The sequence below is a fragment of the Paraburkholderia diazotrophica genome (assembly GCF_038900755.1).
Classification (GTDB): Bacteria; Pseudomonadota; Gammaproteobacteria; order Burkholderiales; family Burkholderiaceae; genus Paraburkholderia; species Paraburkholderia diazotrophica_A.
Map to the genome: position 1 here is coordinate 221,587 of NZ_JBBPEN010000008.1, position 18,997 is coordinate 240,583.

An 18,997-nucleotide genomic window follows, 5' to 3' on the forward strand; every position below is an offset into this window, starting at 1 on the left:
CCCGGAGAAAGAGAACATGGAATTTTTCCGCATCCGTAAAGACATTCCGTTCATGCAGCGCGCGTTGATCTTCAACGCGATCTCGCTGCTGACCTTCATCGCCGCTGTGTTTTTCCTGCTGCATCGCGGGCTGCATCTCTCCGTGGAGTTCACGGGAGGCACGGTCATCGAAGTGCAATATCCGGGCGCCGTGCCGCTCGAACCCGTACGCGACACGCTGACGAAAATCGGCTACGGCGACGCGCAGGTGCAGAACTTCGGCACGTCGCGCGACGTGCTGATCCGTCTGCCGCTGAAGCAGGGCCTGACGTCGGCGCAACAAAGCGACCAGGTGATGTCCGCGCTGAAGGGCCAGGACGCGAACGCGAAGCTGCAACGCGTCGAGTTCGTCGGTCCGCAGGTCGGCAAGGAACTCGCGACCGATGGCCTGCTCGCGCTCGCGTGCGTGGTCGCTGGCATCGTGATCTACCTGTCGTTCCGCTTCGAGTGGAAATACGCGATCGCCGGCGTGATTGCGAACCTGCACGATGTCGTGATCATTCTCGGCTTCTTCGCGTTCTTCCAGTGGGAGTTCTCGCTGTCGGTGCTGGCCGCCGTGCTCGCGGTGCTCGGCTACTCGGTGAACGAATCGGTGGTTATCTTCGACCGGATTCGCGAGACCTTCCGCCGCGAACGCAAGATGGGCGTGATGGAAGTGATCAACCACGCAATCACGAGCACGATGTCGCGCACGATCATCACGCACGGCTGTACGCAGATGATGGTGCTGTCGATGTTCCTGTTCGGCGGCCCGACGCTGCACTACTTCGCGCTGGCGCTGACGGTCGGCATTCTGTTCGGCATCTACTCGTCGGTGTTCGTCGCGGCGGCGCTGGCGATGTGGTTCGGCGTGAAACGCGAGGACCTGCTGAAGGAAAAGAAGGAACGCCACGATCCGAACGATCCGAATGCGGGTGCGCAGGTTTGATTGGTTGCGTCTGAGATGTTCTGATTCATGAAGGAAAGGCCGGTTAGCTTCCGCTAGACCGGCCTTTTTGATTCTCAGGCGGGGCGCGAGTGATTCAAGGACGAAATCGCGACCCGCTGGTATCCCACGCAAAGAAGCAAGGCGATAGTACTCGATCCCGAAATCGCGTTTGGAAAACCTATCGTTACTCACGGGGCGGTGAGAACATCAATTTTGTACGATGCATTCGTAACAGAAAGAGACACAGCAATCGTCGCGAGGCTCTTCGAAGTACCCTTCACTTCAGTGGAGGCGGCAGTCGCTTTTGAAGAAAGTCTCCTCGCATGAGATTTTTCGTTGACAACAATTTCCCTCCGCCCTTGGCAAAGGCCCTTCACGCGTTGTGCGAGCCTTGGTGCCACGAGACGTGGCATCTCAAACAAAGGTTTGTCCAGAATGCCGTTGACTCGTATCGGATCGAATCCCTTTCGAAAGAGGGTGGCTGGGCTGTAATCGCCCACGACAAGCTGAATAAGGGTTTGGAGCGTGAAGCGCTACGCAGAGCAGGGTTGGTTGTATTTTTTCTTGATAAGGGATGGTCGCATCATGCCTTCTGGGACAAAGCGCACAATCTCGTGCGATGGTGGCCGCGGATCATCGAGCAATCGGCAGGCATTAAGGGCGGCGCCGCATTCAAAGTACCCTATAACTTTTCTGGCAAAGGGCAATTTGAGCAAGTCACGCTCTAGTCACTGACCAAAAGGCCGGTTCGAACCTGAACCGGCCTTTCGTTCACAGCGGCTGCGCAGCAGCCAGGCGATCACCTGAACCCAAGCTTGCGCCTCGCCGCCACCAGCGCGATCACGCTCACCACAGCCGCGAACATCAGATAGAAGCTCGGCGCGACCTTCGAATCAGTCGCGCGAATGAGCCACGCGATGATAAACGGCCCGAAGCCGCCGAAGATCGTCACCGCGATGTTATAGGCAAGCGACATGCCCGTCGTGCGCGTCTGCACCGGGAAGATTTCCGACAGCAGGCCCGGCAGCGAGCCGAAATAGCCCGTCATCAGGAAGCCGAACAGGATCTGCATCAGCATCAGCGTGCCGAAGGTCGGATGCGCGACCAGATACGTGAACGCCGGCAGGATCAGCAGGAACAGCAGCACGGCGGGCACGAGCATGATCCGCACGCGTCCGTAGCGGTCCGACAGATGGCCGACGATCGGCGAGAACACCAGCTGGATCACACCCACGAGCGCAATGGCCGCGAAGGCCACGGAAGGCGCGAGACCCAATTGCTTGATCGCATAAGTCGGCATGAACAGCACGAGATACGTCGACACCGTTCCGAGCACGACGATGCCCATGCCGATGAGGAGCCTCGCCTTCTGGCTCGCGAACGTATCGCGGATCGGCGTCTGCGTCGTTTCGGCCGCGAGAAATTCGGGCGTTTCGTCGAGCTTCGTGCGGATATACCATGCGACAGGCCCGATCAGCAGACCGAAGAAGAACGGCACGCGCCAGCCCCACGCGCTCAGCTGTTCCGGCGACAGTTCGCCCGTCAGCACGACGCCGAACAACGCGGCGAGCAGCGTCGTCAAACCCTGGCTCGCGATCTGCCAGCTCGCGAAATAGCCGCGCCGCCCCGGCACGTGCTCGGCGAGAAACGCGGTGGCGCTGCCGAACTCGCCGCCCGCCGAGAAGCCCTGCATCAGCCGCGCGACGACGAGAATCAGCGGCGCGGCGATTCCGATCGACTGCCAGGTCGGCAGCACGGCGATGATCAGCGTGCCCATCATCATCAGCACGATCGACAGCGTGAGCGCGGCCTTGCGCCCTGCCTTGTCCGCATACGCGCCGAGCACGATCGCGCCGAGCGGCCGCATGAAGAACGACACGCCGAACGTGCCGAGCGTCAGCAGCAGCGACACCGTATCGTTGCCCGCCGGAAAGAACAGCTTCGAAATGACGACGGCGAAAAAACCATAGACGACGAGATCGAACCATTCCAGCGCATTGCCGATCGACGCGGCGATCACCGTGCGCCACGTATCGAGACGACTTTGCGCCGCGCTTGCGGCTATCGTTGAACTCATTGCGGATCTCCAGGTGCGCGCGAGGTAGTCGTTGTCGTGGCAATCAGCGGGAATTGCCCGCTTCTGCCATGTTTGCCGGACTCGGTGCACGCACAACCGGTCCGGCGTCTGCCGTCACTATGTACCGCAAAAAAGAAAACTGCACGAGACGTGAAAGCGCCAGGTGTCCACCGCTTTCATTGTCATCACGAAGAAACCCATAAAAAAACCGCTTCGTCGCCAATGCGGACGAAGCGGCTTGCGCGCCGGTTCAGGCGAGAGCGCTTACTGCTTGATGCCTTCCGCCTGGATGTGCAGCACCGTCTTCATGCTGAAACCATATTTGGTGCCGAAGTCCATCCCATAGTCCGCGCGATTGAACTCGCCCTCCGCTTCCACGCCGCACACTTCGCGCTTCAGCACGGGATGCTGGATGCATTTGAACGATTCGATCTTCAGGCTCAGCGGCTTCGTGACGCCTCTCATCGTGAACTGCCCGTCCACGGCGACGGGCGTATCGCCGTCGAATTTGATGGCCGTACCTTTGTACGTTGCCGCCGGATACCTGGCGACGTCGAAGAAATCGGGTGAACGCAGATGCTCCTCGAGCTTGGTGTTGCCGATCTGGATCGAGGATGTATCGACCGTGACGTCCACCGTGCCCGTCTTCGCCGCGCGATCGAGCGTCACCGTGCCGGAGCTTTTCGTGAACTTGCCGCGCCACGTGGACACGCCGCCCATATGATCGGCTTCGAAACTCGGATAGGTGTGCGTCGGGTCGAGCTGATAGGTATCGGCGGCAACCGCGCCCGCCGCAATCGACGACGCCAGTGCGCCCGCAACAATCAAAAGCATCGGTTTCACTTCATTCTCCTTTCTGTGTGCATGCGATGAATCATTTGCTTGCGGCGACGATATGGAACTTGATCGTCACGTCGTCCGCGACCACCGACGTATCCTTCCATTCGCCCGTGCCGATATCGAACTGCGAACGCTTGACGGACACCGAGCCGTCGTAGACCTGCGCGGCGCCCTGCTTCGTCACCGTGACGGGCACGACGACCGTCTGCGACTTGCCCTTCATCGTCAGCTTGCCCGTGACCTTGAACTGGTTGGCGCCTGCGGGCGCGATCGCACTGGATACGAAAGTCGCTGTCGGATACGTCTTCGAATCGAACCACTCCTTGCCGCGCACCTGCTCGTTGTAGCTTTCGTCGCCGAGATCGTAGCTCGACGTATCGATCGTGACCTGCGCACTGCCCGACGTCGGCTTCGAAGGATCGAAAGAGACTTGCGCGGTGAACTTGCCGAACTTGCCTTCGACGGGCACGTTCATCTGCTTCGACGTCGCCGTGACCGTGCTCCTCGCCATGTCGACCTGCGCGAACGCGGCACCCGACGCAGCCAGCGACGCCGCGGCAAACGCCGCGAGCATGTAGCGATAGAACGAAACCTTCATGTTTATCCTTATTTGAGGAAAGGGATCATCCGCGACAGCAGACCGTCGCGATCGAGCCATTGATGTTTGATGGCCGCCAGCATGTGCAGCACGACCAGCCCGAGCAGCGTGTAATTGAGCACGATGTGGACCGACTTCAGCACTTCCTTCAGGTGCGGATCGGGGGCGATCAGACGCGGCAGCGGCACGAGGCCGAGATAGACGACGGGCACGTTCGCCGCCGAGCTATACAGATAGCCCGACACAGGAATCGCGACCATCAGCACATACAGCAGGAAATGCGTGAGATGCGCGATGCCGCGCTGCCACGCGGCCATATGCGCGGGCATCGGCGGCACGGCATGCGTCGCGCGCCAGAGAAGGCGCAGCACGACGAGCGCGAACACGGTCACGCCGATCCATTTGTGCCACGAAAAGTACTTGAGCTTGGTCGGCGTGAAGCCGGGGATGTCCGTCATCACCCAGCCGAGCGCAAAGCCGCAGACGATCAGCAGCGCGATCAGCCAGTGCAGCGCAATGGCCGTCGACGTGTACGACGAAGCCCGTGCGGAGAACGAACGAAGCGAAGAAGTGTGTGCCATGACAGAACCGACGCCAACCTGTAAGTTAAACGACGCAGTCGATGCCGTTATTCCGCCGCGCCCGATCCCGGCGCACCAACGGCTCGCGGCGCTAATCGTACCGCAAGCCGCATCGGCTGGCTGGCGGCTTTGCACGCGGCGCGAAATTTGCTGCCGCGATTCCCACCCGCTTGAACCGGTGAGTGCCGCATCTGTCGGACAGGGCCCACCGCAAGCCGACGAACGTCAGTCCATTCACCGGGCATCCGTCAGCGCACACCGACGGACGTCATCCCGGCGAGCTTTGATACTATTGCCTCCAAGCCGTGCCGCGCCGCCGCCCGCATGCCTTGCACGCCGCATGCAACGCGTCGCGCGGCAACGGGCTGTAAGGTCCAACCACAGACACGACGACACATCGCTTCCTGTTTTTCCGATCGCCTGCATGGAACATGACCATCTGATTGCCTGCCACGAATGCGACGCGCTGTTCCAGAAACCCCGCCTCGGACGCAGGCGGACGGCGCGCTGCCCGCGATGCGGCGCGATCCTGTATGGGAGCGCGTCGGGACGGCTGGAGGGCATCACCGCAATGACGATGGCCGCGCTGATCACGTTTCTGATCGCGCAGGGCTTTCCGATCGTTGAGCTGGAAACCAACGGCATCACGTCGCAGACCAGTCTGATCGGCGCCATCGTCGCACTGTGGAACGAAGACATGCAGATCGTCGCCGTGATGGTGTTCTGCTCGACGTTCCTTTTCCCGCTGACCGAACTGACGGCGCTGCTCTATCTGCTGATCCCCATTCGCGCCGGCATCGTGCCGCCCGGCTTCAACCAGGTGCTGCGCGCGATCCAGTTCGTGCGTCCGTGGGGCATGATCGAAGTGTTCATGCTCGGCGTGCTCGTGACGATCGTGAAAATGGTAAGTCTCGCGCGTGTGATCCCCGAGGCGGCGATGTTCGCGTTCGGCGCGCTGACGCTGATGTTCGTTGTGGTCGTCACCTTCGATCCGCGCACGCTATGGGACGTCGCCGAAGGTCTCGACGTGCTGCAGGCGCGGCGCGAGCGCCACGCGCGCGAAGGCGAAGGGGATGACGGCGATGCCGGTCAGGCTGGGCGCGGCGCAGACGAACCCGGCGTCGATGGCAAAGCCGCGCCGCACCAGGGATGACCGGCCGATGAAATACACGACGGCCTCGCGCGCCGGTCTCGTCGCCTGTCACGCGTGCTCGCGCGTGCAGCCGCGCGTGCGCTCGAAAGAGCCGCAACGCTGCACGCGCTGCGGCGCGGTCCTGCACCGGCGCAATCCCGACAGCCTGATGCGCACCTGGGCGCTCCTGATCGCCGCCGCCGTGCTCTACATTCCCGCGAACCTGCTGCCCGTCATGCATACGTCATCGTTGCTGGGCGCGGAGGACGACACCATCATGAGCGGCGTCGTCTACTTCTGGACGTCGGGTGACTGGCCGCTCGCGATCATCGTGTTCGTCGCGAGCATTCTCGTGCCGATGCTCAAGCTCACGGTGCTCGCGCTTCTGACCATTACCGCGCAACGCCGTTCGACATGGCGTCCGCACGAGCGCACGAAGCTCTACCGGATCGTCGAGCGCATCGGCCGCTGGTCGATGCTAGACATCTTCGTCATCACGCTGACGGTCGCGCTCGTGCGCTTCAAGTCGCTCGCCGTCATCACGGCGGGGCCGGGCGCGCTCGCGTTCGGCTCGGTCGTGATCCTCACGATGATCGCGTCGATGCAATTCGATCCGCGCCTCATCTGGGACGACGTGGACAAAGGCACAGGCGACGCAGCCCGCGCGAACCGCAATACTTCAGGACCCACCACATGAATAGCCCTCAAGAGCCGACGCCACCGGGCGACGCGCCGCGCAACGAGCCGCCCGTCCCCGAACCCGAGATCGTCACGAAACGCGGCTGGCTGCCTTCCCTCGTCTGGGTCATTCCGCTGATCGCGGCGCTGATCGGCGTCGGACTCGTCGTGAAGTCGGTGCTCGAAAAGGGGCCGACCATCACGATCACCTTCGTCAGCGCGGAAGGGCTCGAGCCCGGCAAGACGAAGGTCAAGTACAAGGACGTCGACATCGGCTTCGTGAAGTCGATCAAGCTCGCGAAGAACCATTCGCGCGTCAACGTCGAAGTCCAGCTGTCGAAGGAAGCGGAAGACTTCGCGGTGAAGGACAGCCGCTTCTGGGTCGTGCGTCCGCGCATCGGCGCAAGCGGCGTGTCGGGGCTCGGCACGCTGCTCTCGGGCGCCTATATCGGCGTCGACGGCGGCCGCGCGACGGAAACGCAAACGCAGTTCGTCGGCCTCGAATCGCCGCCCGCCGTCACCGTCGACCAGAAAGGCCGCCAGTTCACGTTGCGCGGCGAATCGCTCGGCTCGATCGACATCGGCTCGCCCGTGTTCTACCGGCGCGTGCAGGTCGGCCAGGTGACGGGCTTCTCGCTCGACAAGGACGGCACGGGCGTGACCGTGCAGGTGTTCGTGAGCGCGCCGTTCGATCAGTACGTCGGCACGAACTCGCGCTGGTGGCACGCGAGCGGCGTCGATGTGCGGCTCGATTCGAGCGGCTTCAAGCTGAACACGCAGTCGCTCGCGACGGTGATCGTCGGCGGGCTGGCGTTCCAGTCGCCGCCGGGCCAGGCCGTCGGCGCGCAGGCGCCGAACAACATGACGTTCCGCCTCGGCTCGGATGAAGGGGATGCGATGCGCGAGCCTGACGGCGAGCCCGTGCGCGTCGTGATGAAGTTCAACCAGTCGCTGCGCGGGTTGTCGCCCGGCGCGGCCGTCGATTTCCGCGGCATCGTGCTCGGCCAGGTGACGAACATCGGCGTCGAATACGATCCGCAGACGAAGAACTTCACGATGCCCGTCACGATGGATCTGTATCCCGACCGTCTGCGCCGCCGCACCAAGGGCGAGCCCGTGCCCGATACGGGCACGGAAGCGAGCCACAAGATGCTGCAGGGGCTGGTCAAGCACGGCCTGCGCGGCCAGCTGCGCACGGGCAACCTGCTGACGGGTCAGTTGTACATCGCGCTCGACCTGTTCCCGAAGGCGCCCGCCGCGATCGTCGACGTCTCGCGCGATCCCATCGAGTTGCCGACGATCCCGAACACGCTCGACGAATTGCAGCTGCAGGTCGCCGACATCGCGAAGAAGCTCGATCAGGTGCCGTTCGACCAGATCGGCAACAACCTGAACACCGCGCTGAAGAACGCCGACAAGCTCTTCACGCGACTCGACAAGGAAGTCGTGCCGCAGGCTCGCGACACGCTCGCGGCGGCGAAGCAGACGTTCGGCTCGGCGGAAGCAACGCTCCAGCAGGACTCGCCGATGCAATCCGACGTGCATCAGGCGCTGCAGGAGCTGACGCGCACGCTGCAATCGCTGAATGCATTGTCCGACTATCTCGAACGCCATCCCGAATCGCTGCTGCGCGGTAAATCAGGAGACAAGCCATGACGTTTGCCCGCGTCCCCCGAACGATGCGCGTTGCCGCGCTGGCGCTGTCCGCCGCGCTGCTTGCGGCGCTTGCCGCGTGCTCGTCGCCGGCGAGCCGCTTCTATACGCTTTCCGCCGGCGACGCGTCGCCGGATGCCGCGCGCACCGCGAGCAACCCTGCGTTTCTGATCGAAGTGCCGCCCGTCGACGTGCCGTCGCAAGTGGCGAAAAACCAGCTCGTCGTGCAGACGGGCCCGACACAGGTGCAGGTACTCGAACAGGAGCGCTGGGCGTCGCTGCCCGGCGATGAAATTCGCCGCGCGCTGTCCAGCACGCTGACGCAGCAACTGGGAACGATCGACGTATACGGCACGCCGTATCCCGATCGCGTGCCCGTGTACCGCATAAGCGTGAACGTGCAGCGCTTCGAGTCGTGGCCCGGCTCGCACGCGCTGATCGACGCCGTATGGAGCGTGCGCGCGGTGCGCACACAGGCGGTGCTGACGTGCCGCAGCGTGGTCAGCGAGCCGGTGCCCGGCGGCTATGATGCGCTCGCCGAAGGCCATCGGCACGCGGTCCAGCAGATCTCGACGGAAATCGCGGCCGCCGTGCGCACTCTCGCGGCGGCGCCGTCGCGCGGCGCAAGCGTGACGTGTCCGGCGTCGGCGGCCGGGGCGGCTTCTGCTTCAGCGGTGCCTTCTGCACAGTCCGCACTTTTTGCGCCGAACGCGCCGAACTCCGGGCCGAAGAGCTGAGCCGGCCCACGCGCGCAACGACACGCGACGCGCGCACTCAAACGCGCAGTCGAGCGTCCACGCGCGATCCAACCCCGAGGCACCGTGAGGCGACCGCGTACAATGTCGCCTTGACCTACGCCTTGCGGCAACCTCCATGTCCTTCGAATTTTTCATCCCCTGCCCGCGCGGCCTCGAAGCCGCGCTTGCCGCCGAACTCGCCGAGATCGCCGCGCGTCATCTGAACGGCGCGCCGTTCACCGCCGGCGAGCAGGTGCCCGGCGGCGTGCACTTCAAGGGCGGCTGGGCAGCCGGCATGGCCGCCAATCTGCATTCGCGCATCGCGAGCCGCGTGCTGCTGAAGATCGCGCATCGTACGTATCGCAACGAGCAGGACATCTATGCGCTCGCGCTCGAACAGCACTGGGAACAATGGTTCTCGGCGAATGAAACGCTGCGCGTCGACGTCACCGCGATCAAGTCGCCGCTGCGCAGCCTCGAATTCGCGACGCTGCGTGTGAAAGACGCGATCTGCGACCGTCTGCGCGACAAGACGGGGGCGCGTCCGAGCATCGATACGGGCGCGCCCGACGTGCGCGTGTTCGCGTTCGTGACGGCCACCGACTGCACGCTGTATCTCGATACCTCCGGTGAGCCGCTCTTCAAGCGCGGCTGGCGCCTCGACAAGGGCGCGGCGCCGCTGCGCGAAAACCTCGCGGCGGGCATTCTGCGCCTGACCGGCTGGACGCCGGGCACGCCGCTGTACGACCCGATGTGCGGCAGCGGCACGTTCCTCGCGGAAGCCGCGCAGGTCGCGCTGCACATCGCGCCGGGCGTCGATCGCCGCTTCGGGTTCGAGAAGTTCCGGCAGTACGACGTATCGGCATGGCAGGCGCTGAAGGTCGCCGCGCAAGACGCGAAGCGCGCGGCGCGCGCGGGCCGCGGCGATCTGCTGATCTTCGGCAGCGACATCTCCGACAACATGCTCGAGAAGGCGCGTGCCAATTTCGAGCGCGCCGGTTTTCCCGCGCTGCCGCTCAAGCAACTCGACGCGCGCAACATGACGCCGCCTGTCAGCGAGTCCGGCATTCTCGTCGCGAACCCGCCGTATGGCGAGCGGATCGAAGTGCGTGGACGCGGTCCGCGCGGCGAGATACGCAATACGGGACGTGAAGAAAGCGGCTTCCGGCGCGCGGAAGCCGATACGGGTGATATCGCCGAGTTCTTCCAGTCGTTCGGCGATGCGCTCAAGAAGCGCTTCACCGGCTGGCACGCGTTCGTGCTGACGTCGGATCGCAAGCTGCCGGGGCAATTGCGCCTGCGCGAATCGGCGAAAACGCCGCTGTATAACGGCGCGCTCGAATGCCGGCTGTTCCGCTTCGATCTGATCGCGGGAAGCGTGAGACAGCGGCCCGCCGCCGACGCGCCGAAGGCGTAAGCGGTTTTTCCTCTTCAACAGGAAGCGGGCGCGATGCCCGCTTTTTTATCGCCCGCGCTAGCGCGCGTCTTTCAACGCTAATCAACGCTACTGACAGAACGGTGTCAGCAGCCCACCCGCACACTTCTCCTGCGCCATCCGGCGACACATCCACAGGAGAACGTCATGTCAGCACAACCCAACCGCGCCATTGCCTGGTTCGAGATTCCGTCCGCCAATTTCGAGCGCGCGGTCCGCTTCTACGAGGCCGCGCTCGATACGACGCTGCGCCGCGAAGACTTCGGCATGCCGATGGCCGTCTTCAGTTACGACGAGCCGTCGACGGGCGGCTGCATCGTCCAGAGCGCGACGATGGAACCGTCGTCGACGGGCTCGCTCGTCTATCTGAACGCGCGTCCGACCGTCAACGCAACGCTCGAACGCGTGAAGCGCGCAGGCGGCAAGGTCGAAGGGCCGGCCGTGCAGTTGCCGCACGACATCGGCTGGATCGGTTTTTTCACCGATACGGAAGGCAACCGCGTCGGCCTTCATTCGAAGACCAACGAGTAACGCGTCGGCACACGTGACCGCCATCATCTTGCAGCGGACCGGGACCGGGACAGGCGTTTAGGCGCCCACTCCCGTCGACAGGAGCGCGTCGTGCGGCGCTATCATCGCGGGAGATTCCCCGTCTATTTCCGCGAGACACCCACGATGACGCGTCGCGCCGACCGCCTGTTCCAGATCGCCGAACTGCTGCGCGGCCGGCGCCTGACCACCGCGCAACAACTGGCGGACTGGCTGCACGTGTCGCTGCGCACCGTCTATCGCGACGTGCAGGACCTGCAACTGTCTGGGGTGCCAATCGAAGGGGAGCCGGGCATCGGTTATCGGCTGAGCCGCAGCGCGAGCCTGCCGCCGCTCACGTTCACGGCCGACGAGCTCGCGGCGCTCGCCGCCGGCGCGCGGATGCTCGAATCGTGGGGCGGCGAAAGCATGGCGGCGGGCGCACGCGGCGCGCTCGCAAAGATCGCGTCGGCGATGCCCGCCGACAAGCGCGCGGCGATCGACCGCCTCGCATTCTTCGCACCGTCGTTTCATATCGACGGGAATGTCTCCGCGATCGTCGATACGCTGCATCGTGCGATCGACAAGCGGCATGTGGTCAGCTTCGCGTATCAGGACAAGAACGGCGCGGCGACGCAGCGGCGCGTGTGGCCGCTCGCGCTCGCGTACTGGGGCGCGCGCTTCACGCTCGGCGCGTGGTGCGAGCTGCGCGGAGACTTTCGACATTTCGCGCTCGCGAATATCGACGATCTGAAAGTACACGAGCCGTTTCCCGATGTGGCGGGAAGACGGCTCGCGGATTTCATGCGCAGCATCGGCGTGAAGCCGCGCTGAGCGAATTGTCGTGACGACTGATCGTGATACCCGATGAAGCGTGCGAGGCGCCTTTGAAAGCGCCCCGCAGCATGCTTCGTCAATCGACGGATTTCACCATGTCTTCGATCACCTTCTTCGCATCGCCGAAGACCATCATCGTCTTGTCCATGTAGAAGAGATCGTTGTCGAGACCGGCGTAACCCGCCGCCATCGAACGCTTGTTGACGATCACCGTGCGCGCCTTGTACGCCTCGATGATCGGCATGCCCGCGATCGGCGACTTCGGATCGTTCTTCGCGGCCGGGTTCACCACGTCGTTCGCGCCGAGCACCAGCACCACGTCGACCTGGCCGAACTCGCCGTTGATGTCCTCCATCTCGTGGACGATTTCATACGGCACTTCGGCTTCCGCCAGCAGCACGTTCATGTGACCGGGCATGCGGCCCGCGACAGGGTGAATCGCGTACTTCACGTCGATGCCCTTCTCGACGAGCTTGTCGGTCAGCTCCTTCAACGCGTGTTGAGCGCGCGCGACGGCGAGACCGTAGCCCGGCACGATCACGACCGTCTCGGCGTTGCCGAGCATGAACGATGCGTCTTCCGCCGAGCCCGACTTCACCGGCTTCTGCTCCGTCGAGCCGCCCGCAGCCGCCGCGCCCGGCTCGGCACCGAAGCCGCCGAGAATCACGTTGAAGAACGAGCGGTTCATCGCCTTGCACATGATGTACGACAGGATCGCACCGGACGAGCCGACCAGCGAACCGGCGATGATCAGCATCGCGTTGTTCAGCGAGAAGCCGATACCCGCCGCCGCCCAGCCCGAGTACGAGTTCAGCATCGACACGACCACGGGCATGTCCGCGCCGCCGATCGGGATGATGATCAGCACGCCCAGCGCGAACGCGATCAGCGTCATGATGATGAACGGCAGCCATGATTGCGTGAGGAAGAAGATCACGCCGAAGCCGATCATCGCGAGCGCGAGCAGCAGGTTGATCAGATGCTGGCCCGCATAGACGACGGGCGCGCCCTGGAAGAGCCGGAACTTGTACTTGCCCGACAGCTTGCCGAACGCGATCACCGAACCGCTAAAGGTAATCGCGCCAACGAACGTGCCGATGAACAGTTCGATCCGGTTGCCGTACGGCAGGAAGCCCGCAATGCCTTCCTCGGCGCCGAGGCCGAACGCGGCCGGCTCCGACACCACCGCATACGCGATACACACGGCCGCCATACCGATCAGCGAGTGCATCGCCGCGACCAGTTCCGGCATCTTCGTCATCTCGACGCGCGCTGCGACAAACGCGCCGATCCCGCCGCCCACCACCAGCGCAACGAACACGAGCGCCAGGCCAAGCGACAGATTCGAGCCGAGCACGGCTGCCTGCTTCGCAATCAGCGCGACGGTCGTCAGGATCGCGATCGCCATGCCGATCATGCCGAACACATTGCCGGCGCGCGCGCTCTTCGGGTTCGACAGCCCCTTGAGCGCCTGGATAAAGCACACCGAGGCGATCAGATAAAGGAGCGTAACGACGTTCATGCTCATTTACGCGCCCTCCTTCGAACCACCGGGAGCCGCGATCTTCTTCGGCTCCTTCTTCTTGAACATCTCCAGCATCCGCCTTGTGACGAGGAATCCGCCGAACACGTTCACAGCCGCGAGCGCCACCGCGATCGTGCCGAAGAACTTGCCCGCGCCGCCGACCGTCAGGCCCGCCGCAAGCATCGCGCCGACGATGACGATCGCCGAAATCGCGTTCGTCACGGCCATCAGCGGCGTATGCAGCGCGGGTGTCACGTTCCACACGACGTGGTAGCCGACGTAGATCGCCAGCACGAAAATGATCAGGTTGATCACGGTATGGTTGATGACTTCCATCACCCGTCTCCTTCTTATGCCTTGCGCGTGACTTCGCCGTCGCGTGCCAGCAGCGTGGCCGCGACGATGTCGTCCGCGAGATCGATATTGAGCGCGCCTTCCTTCGTGACGATCAGCTTCATGAAGTCGAGCAGATTGCGCGCGTACAGTGCGGAGGCATCCGACGCGACCATCGACGCGAGATTCGTATAGCCCGCGATCGTCACGCCGTGCTTGACGACGACCTTGTCGGCTTCCGTCAAAGGACAGTTGCCGCCGCGGTTGCCTTCATATTCGGCGCCGCGTCCGGCCGCGAGGTCGATCAGCACGGAGCCCGGCTTCATCGCCTGTACGGTTTCGACGGAAAGCAGCGTCGGTGCGGGACGGCCCGGAATCAGCGCGGTCGAGATGATGACGTCCGCCTGCTTCGCGCGCTCGTGAACGAGCGCCGACTGGCGCGTGAGCCACGAAGGCGGCATCGGCCGCGCGTAGCCGCCGACGCCTTCCGCTGCTTCGCGTTCCTCAGCGGTTTCGTAAGGCACGTCGAGGAACTTCGCGCCGAGCGACTCGATCTGCTCCTTCACGGCGGGCCGCACGTCCGACGCTTCGATTACGGCGCCGAGGCGCTTCGCGGTCGCAATCGCCTGCAGGCCCGCGACGCCCGCGCCCAGAATCAGCACGCGCGCGGCCTTCACGGTGCCGGCGGCTGTCATCAGCATCGGCATGAAGCGGGGGTAAAGGTCGGCGGCAAGCAGCACCGCTTTATAGCCCGCGATGTTGGCTTGAGACGACAATACGTCGAGACTTTGCGCGCGCGTCGTGCGCGGCGCGGCCTCCAGCGCGAAGGCAGTGATGCCCGCTGCCGCAAGCTTTGATGAATTCTCCGTATTAAAAGGCTCGAGCATGCCGATCAGCACCGCGCCGCGTTTAAGAAGCGGTAGTTCTGAATCGGTGGGCGTCTGGACCTTGAGAACGATCTCCGCGCCGAACGCTGTCGGCGCATCGACGAGTTCCGCCCCTGCTGCTGAATAGGCATCGTCCAGATAACTGGCTCCCGTTCCGGCGCCGATCTGTACGGTGACTCTGTGACCCTGCGACACGTACTTCCTGACCGTCTCGGGCGTCGCGGCGACGCGTGTTTCATACGGCCGCGTCTCGGCTGGCACTCCGATGTGCATCGTTAAACCTCCTCGACCATCCTCTGTTATGAAAATCTGGAATCGCCGACGAGGGGCAACGCCGGCAATGCAATAAGGCAAGTGCAACGGCTACGCACGGCTGGGGCTTCAGCCAACGCTGCAACTTTAACCGAAGTCCGGTGACGGATTGAAATCCGTAACGATCCCGGTCTTCAGGAACACGATCCTTCGTGCTTTTTTTACCGGCATGTGCTAAGCGCGGAGCGCGCCGTCCTTTGCGCGCACCGGCAAGCCCGGCCCATAAACGGTAAAATGCCGTCCCATGAAACCGGAAACCTGGGCCCCGCATGTGACGGTGGCGGCCGTCGTCGAATGCGACGGGCGCTTTCTGCTGGTCGAAGAGCACACGCCCGCCGGGCTGCGCCTCAACCAGCCAGCCGGACATCTGGAAGCAGGCGAGACGCTGACGCAAGCCGTCATCCGCGAAACGCTCGAAGAAACGGCGCATGCGTTCGCGCCCGAGGCGCTAGTCGGCGTGTACATGACGCACTTCAGCCGGCCCGACACCGTCGATGGCCCCGCCGATGGCGTCACGTATCTGCGCTTCACGTATTGCGGCTCGACGGACGGTGAACTCGCCGAAGGACGCGCGCTCGATCCCGACATCGTTCGCACGCTGTGGATGAGCGCCGACGAGCTGCGCGCGTGCCCCGAGCGGCATCGCACGCCGCTCGTGATGCAATGTGTCGACGACTACCTCGCAGGCCGGCGTTTCCCGCTCGACTTCGTGCAAACGCATTCAGTCGGGCCCTCCCGATAGAACGCGTGCTTCGGCACGGCAAAGAGCAGTCAGGCAGAACCAGATGAGCAAACAGAAAGTGGTGGTAGGCATGTCGGGCGGCGTCGATTCGTCGGTCACGGCATGGCTGCTGAAGGAGCAGGGTTACGACGTCGTCGGCCTGTTCATGAAGAACTGGGAAGACGATGACGACAGCGAATACTGTTCGACGCGTCAGGACTGGATCGATGTCGTATCGGTCGCGGACCTGATCGGCATCGACGTCGAGGCCGTCAATTTCGCCGCCGAGTACAAGGACCGCGTGTTCGCCGAATTCCTGCGCGAATATTCGGCCGGCCGCACGCCGAACCCCGATGTGCTGTGCAACGCCGAAATCAAGTTCAAGGCGTTTCTCGATCACGCGATGTCGCTCGGCGCGGAAACCATCGCGACGGGCCACTACGCGCGCGTGCGCGAAATCGACGGCCGTTTCGAGCTGCTGAAGGCGAAGGATCACACGAAGGACCAGTCGTACTTCCTGCATCGGCTCAACCAGGCGCAACTGTCGAAGACGCTGTTTCCGCTCGGCGAGACTCCGAAGACGAAGGTCCGCGAAATCGCCGAACAGATCGGGCTGCCGAACGCAAAGAAAAAGGACTCGACGGGCATCTGCTTCATCGGCGAGCGGCCGTTTCGCGACTTCCTGAACCGCTATCTGCCGACCCAACCGGGGCCGATGAAAACCACGGAAGGCAAGACGGTCGGCGAGCACATCGGCCTCGCGTTCTACACGTTCGGACAGCGCAAGGGGATTGGTCTCGGCGGCAGCAAGGACGGCAGCGGCGAGCCGTGGTTCGTCGCGGGCAAGGACATTCCGTCGAACACGCTGTACGTCGCGCAAGGCCACGATCATCCGTGGCTGCTGAGCCACACGCTGACGGCAGGCAACACGAGCTGGGTCGCAGGCCACGCGCCCGAGGAAGGCCACGCGTGCGCGGCGAAGACGCGCTATCGCCAGGCCGATGCGGCGTGCACGTTCGGCACCGCCGACGGCGGCGACAGCAAAGACGCTCTCTTCTCCCTCCATTTCGCCGACGCGCAATGGGCTGTCACACCGGGGCAATCGGCCGTGCTCTACGATGGCGACGTCTGTCTGGGCGGCGGCATCATCGAGCACGCGGCCACTGCGCAACCGGTCGCCCGCCAGCCACAGAAAGCTGCGCTGCTGACGGCGCGCTGAATCTTGCCGTGACTCTTGCCGCGACCGGCACGCGAGCATGATTCGCGAGCCGGTCGGCACCAGTATCGCTGCACTGATTTCCGCTTCGTTGTATCTTCCGGGCGACGGTTGTCCCGCCGCCGCCCTTGCCTGTCGCCCGCCCGCTTCGCTTCGCGCGCCGTCGGGCCTCGGCACATGCGAGCGCCGGACAACCTGCATCCGCCGTACCGATCCGCAGCGCGATCCGTCCGCACACACGCCCGCCGTCTTTGCGGCAAGGCCGATGCAACGGACGCCGAATGCATCGCCGGCGGTGAAATCACTGCAACGGAGTTGTCATGTTCTCTCGACGTTATCTGGCGATGTGGGGTGCCCTTCTGCTGCTCGCGGCCTGCGCTGCGCTCGCTGCTACCGGCCGCACCGCATGGCCGTGGATCATCGTACCCGTGCTGCTCGTCGCGCTCGGCGCCTACGATCTGACGCAGCAGCGCCACGCGATCCTGCGCAACTATCCGCTGTGGGGGCATTTGCGCTTCCTGTTCGAATTCATCCGGCCGGAGATTCGCCAGTACTTCGTCGAGGACGACACGGAAGAACGGCCCTTCTCGCGCGCGCAGCGCAGCATCGTCTATCAGCGCGCGAAGAACGAAGTGGACAGCCGCCCGTATGGCACGGAAGTCGATGTGAAGGCGACGGGCCACGAATGGATCAGCCATTCGCTCGTGCCGACGAAGCTCGACGGTCACGACTTTCGCATCGTGGTCGGCGCGGAGCGCGCGCAGCCCTATTCGATGTCGATCTTCAACGTCTCGGCGATGAGTTTCGGCTCGCTGTCGGCGAACGCGATCCGCGCGCTGAACCTCGGCGCGAAGAAAGGCAACTTCGCGCACGACACGGGCGAAGGCTCGATGTCGAAGTATCACCGCGAGCATGGCGGCGACATCATCTGGGAAGTTGCGTCGGGATACTTCGGCTGCCGCAACGACGACGGCACGTTCAACGCCGACAGGTTCGCAAAGCAGGCGCGCGAGCCGCAAGTGAAGATGATCGAGGTGAAGCTGTCGCAAGGCGCGAAGCCGGGACACGGCGGCGTGCTGCCCGCCGCGAAGATCACGCCTGAAATCGCGGAAACGCGCGGCGTGTCGATGGGCCGCGACTGCATCTCGCCCGCGACGCACTCGGAGTTTTCGACGCCGCGAGGGCTGCTCGAATTCGTCGGGCGTCTGCGCGACCTGTCGGGCGGCAAACCGACGGGCTTCAAGCTGTGCATCGGCCATCCGTGGGAATTCTTCGGCATCGCGAAGGCGATGCTGGAAACGGGCATCCTGCCGGACTTCATCGTCGTCGACGGCGCGGAAGGCGGCACGGGCGCGGCGCCGCTCGAATTCACCGATCACATCGGCGTGCCGCTGCAGGAAGGGCTGCTGCTCGTGCACAACACGCTGGTCGGCATCGGGCTGCGCGACCGGATTCGCATCGGCGCGAGCGGCAAGATGATCACGGCGTTCGATATCGCGAAGACGCTCGCGATCGGCGCGGACTGGGTGAACGCCGCGCGCGGCTTCATGTTCGCGGTCGGCTGCATCCAGGCGCAGACCTGCCACACGGGCCGCTGCCCGACGGGCGTCGCAACGCAGGACCCGGTGCGTCAGCGCGCGCTGATCGTCACCGACAAGTCGGACCGCGTATTCAACTTCCATCACAACACGCTGCACGCGTTGCAGGAAATCGTGCAGGCGGCCGGTCTGCGTCATCCGTCCGATCTGCGCGCGCATCACATCGTCCGGCGTGTGTCGTCGTATGAAGTGCGGCTGATGTCGGACCTGTTGAAGTATCTCGAACCGAACGATCTGCTCAACGGCAACTATCGCTATACGCTGTACGAGAAGTGGTGGCCCGTCGCGCGCAGCGATTCGTTTTCGCCGGATCTCGAACCGGCCGTCGTGTAAGCGTCGGCG

19 protein-coding genes are annotated in these 18,997 nt (G+C 63.9%); 12 read left to right on the forward strand and 7 right to left on the reverse strand.

Features of this window, described 5'->3' with window-relative positions; translation table 11 throughout:
* Positions 1-16: 16 nt before the first annotated feature.
* Entirely contained in the window at positions 17-967 is a 951-nt protein-coding gene (secF, locus tag AABE10_RS24325) for a protein translocase subunit SecF (RefSeq protein ID WP_152755222.1), read from the forward strand.
* A 323-nt stretch (positions 968-1,290) separates the two neighbouring features.
* A complete protein-coding gene (locus tag AABE10_RS24330) occupies positions 1,291-1,695 on the forward strand; it encodes a hypothetical protein (RefSeq protein WP_342935784.1) in 405 nt (134 codons plus the stop codon).
* 71 nt (positions 1,696-1,766) lie between these two features.
* On the opposite strand, the gene AABE10_RS24335 is transcribed toward AABE10_RS24330, so the two are convergent.
* From AABE10_RS24335 to AABE10_RS24350, 4 genes are all read right to left on the reverse strand, one after another.
* Entirely contained in the window at positions 1,767-3,044 is a 1,278-nt protein-coding gene (locus tag AABE10_RS24335; RefSeq protein WP_342935785.1) for an MFS transporter, read from the reverse strand.
* A 264-nt stretch (positions 3,045-3,308) separates the two neighbouring features.
* Positions 3,309-3,878, reverse strand: a complete 570-nt coding sequence (locus tag AABE10_RS24340; RefSeq protein WP_342935930.1) for a YceI family protein — start codon at positions 3,876-3,878, stop codon at positions 3,309-3,311.
* A gap of 40 nt (positions 3,879-3,918) precedes the next feature.
* The gene (locus AABE10_RS24345; protein ID WP_342935786.1) at positions 3,919-4,482 is read right to left on the reverse strand and encodes a YceI family protein; all 564 of its coding nucleotides are present in this window, start codon (positions 4,480-4,482) and stop codon (positions 3,919-3,921) included.
* Positions 4,483-4,490: 8 nt separating this feature from the next.
* Positions 4,491-5,063 carry a cytochrome b gene (locus tag AABE10_RS24350; RefSeq protein ID WP_342935787.1) on the reverse strand — a complete coding sequence of 191 codons (573 nt, stop codon included), beginning with the start codon at positions 5,061-5,063 and terminating at the stop codon, positions 4,491-4,493.
* Between the two features lie 424 nt (positions 5,064-5,487).
* On the opposite strand from AABE10_RS24350, the gene AABE10_RS24355 reads away from it, so the two are divergent.
* The 7 genes from AABE10_RS24355 (at position 5,488) to AABE10_RS24385 (ending at position 12,060) form a co-directional block, all read left to right on the forward strand.
* Positions 5,488-6,216, forward strand: coding sequence for a paraquat-inducible protein A (locus tag AABE10_RS24355; protein WP_342935788.1), 729 nt, complete (start codon positions 5,488-5,490; stop codon positions 6,214-6,216).
* Positions 6,217-6,223: 7 nt separating this feature from the next.
* Entirely contained in the window at positions 6,224-6,892 is a 669-nt protein-coding gene (locus tag AABE10_RS24360; protein ID WP_342935931.1) for a paraquat-inducible protein A, read from the forward strand.
* A complete protein-coding gene (locus AABE10_RS24365) occupies positions 6,889-8,529 on the forward strand; it encodes an intermembrane transport protein PqiB (protein WP_342935789.1) in 1,641 nt (546 codons plus the stop codon). Before AABE10_RS24360 ends, AABE10_RS24365 begins: the two co-directional genes overlap by 4 nt.
* On the forward strand, positions 8,526-9,263 hold the full coding sequence (locus tag AABE10_RS24370) for a PqiC family protein (RefSeq protein ID WP_342935790.1): 738 nt from the start codon (positions 8,526-8,528) through the stop codon (positions 9,261-9,263). Before AABE10_RS24365 ends, AABE10_RS24370 begins: the two co-directional genes overlap by 4 nt.
* Before the next feature lie 136 nt (positions 9,264-9,399).
* On the forward strand, positions 9,400-10,680 hold the full coding sequence (locus AABE10_RS24375) for a class I SAM-dependent RNA methyltransferase (protein ID WP_342935791.1): 1,281 nt from the start codon (positions 9,400-9,402) through the stop codon (positions 10,678-10,680).
* Between the two features lie 165 nt (positions 10,681-10,845).
* Positions 10,846-11,229: a VOC family protein gene (locus tag AABE10_RS24380; RefSeq protein ID WP_342935792.1), complete on the forward strand. Its 384-nt coding sequence runs from the start codon at positions 10,846-10,848 to the stop codon at positions 11,227-11,229.
* Positions 11,230-11,319: 90 nt separating this feature from the next.
* Positions 11,320-12,060, forward strand: a complete 741-nt coding sequence (locus AABE10_RS24385) for a helix-turn-helix transcriptional regulator (RefSeq protein ID WP_428983377.1) — start codon at positions 11,320-11,322, stop codon at positions 12,058-12,060.
* Positions 12,061-12,139: 79 nt separating this feature from the next.
* On the opposite strand, the gene AABE10_RS24390 is transcribed toward AABE10_RS24385, so the two are convergent.
* The 3 genes from AABE10_RS24390 to AABE10_RS24400 are packed head-to-tail and all read right to left on the reverse strand — an operon-like array spanning position 12,140 to position 15,081.
* Positions 12,140-13,591 (reverse strand): NAD(P)(+) transhydrogenase (Re/Si-specific) subunit beta, encoded by a 1,452-nt coding sequence (locus AABE10_RS24390; protein ID WP_342935793.1) that lies wholly within the window; start codon positions 13,589-13,591, stop codon positions 12,140-12,142.
* The gene (locus tag AABE10_RS24395) at positions 13,592-13,924 is read right to left on the reverse strand and encodes an NAD(P) transhydrogenase subunit alpha (protein WP_090868596.1); all 333 of its coding nucleotides are present in this window, start codon (positions 13,922-13,924) and stop codon (positions 13,592-13,594) included.
* 14 nt (positions 13,925-13,938) lie between these two features.
* The gene (locus tag AABE10_RS24400) at positions 13,939-15,081 is read right to left on the reverse strand and encodes a Re/Si-specific NAD(P)(+) transhydrogenase subunit alpha (RefSeq protein WP_342935794.1); all 1,143 of its coding nucleotides are present in this window, start codon (positions 15,079-15,081) and stop codon (positions 13,939-13,941) included.
* 283 nt (positions 15,082-15,364) lie between these two features.
* On the opposite strand from AABE10_RS24400, the gene AABE10_RS24405 reads away from it, so the two are divergent.
* The 3 genes from AABE10_RS24405 (at position 15,365) to AABE10_RS24415 (ending at position 18,988) form a co-directional block, all read left to right on the forward strand.
* Positions 15,365-15,862 carry an NUDIX hydrolase gene (locus tag AABE10_RS24405; RefSeq protein WP_342935795.1) on the forward strand — a complete coding sequence of 166 codons (498 nt, stop codon included), beginning with the start codon at positions 15,365-15,367 and terminating at the stop codon, positions 15,860-15,862.
* Between the two features lie 43 nt (positions 15,863-15,905).
* Complete coding sequence (gene mnmA / locus AABE10_RS24410) at positions 15,906-17,060, forward strand: tRNA 2-thiouridine(34) synthase MnmA (RefSeq protein ID WP_342935796.1); 1,155 nt, start codon at positions 15,906-15,908, stop codon at positions 17,058-17,060.
* 317 nt (positions 17,061-17,377) lie between these two features.
* Positions 17,378-18,988, forward strand: coding sequence for an FMN-binding glutamate synthase family protein (locus tag AABE10_RS24415; RefSeq protein WP_342935797.1), 1,611 nt, complete (start codon positions 17,378-17,380; stop codon positions 18,986-18,988).
* Positions 18,989-18,997 lie beyond the last annotated feature (9 nt).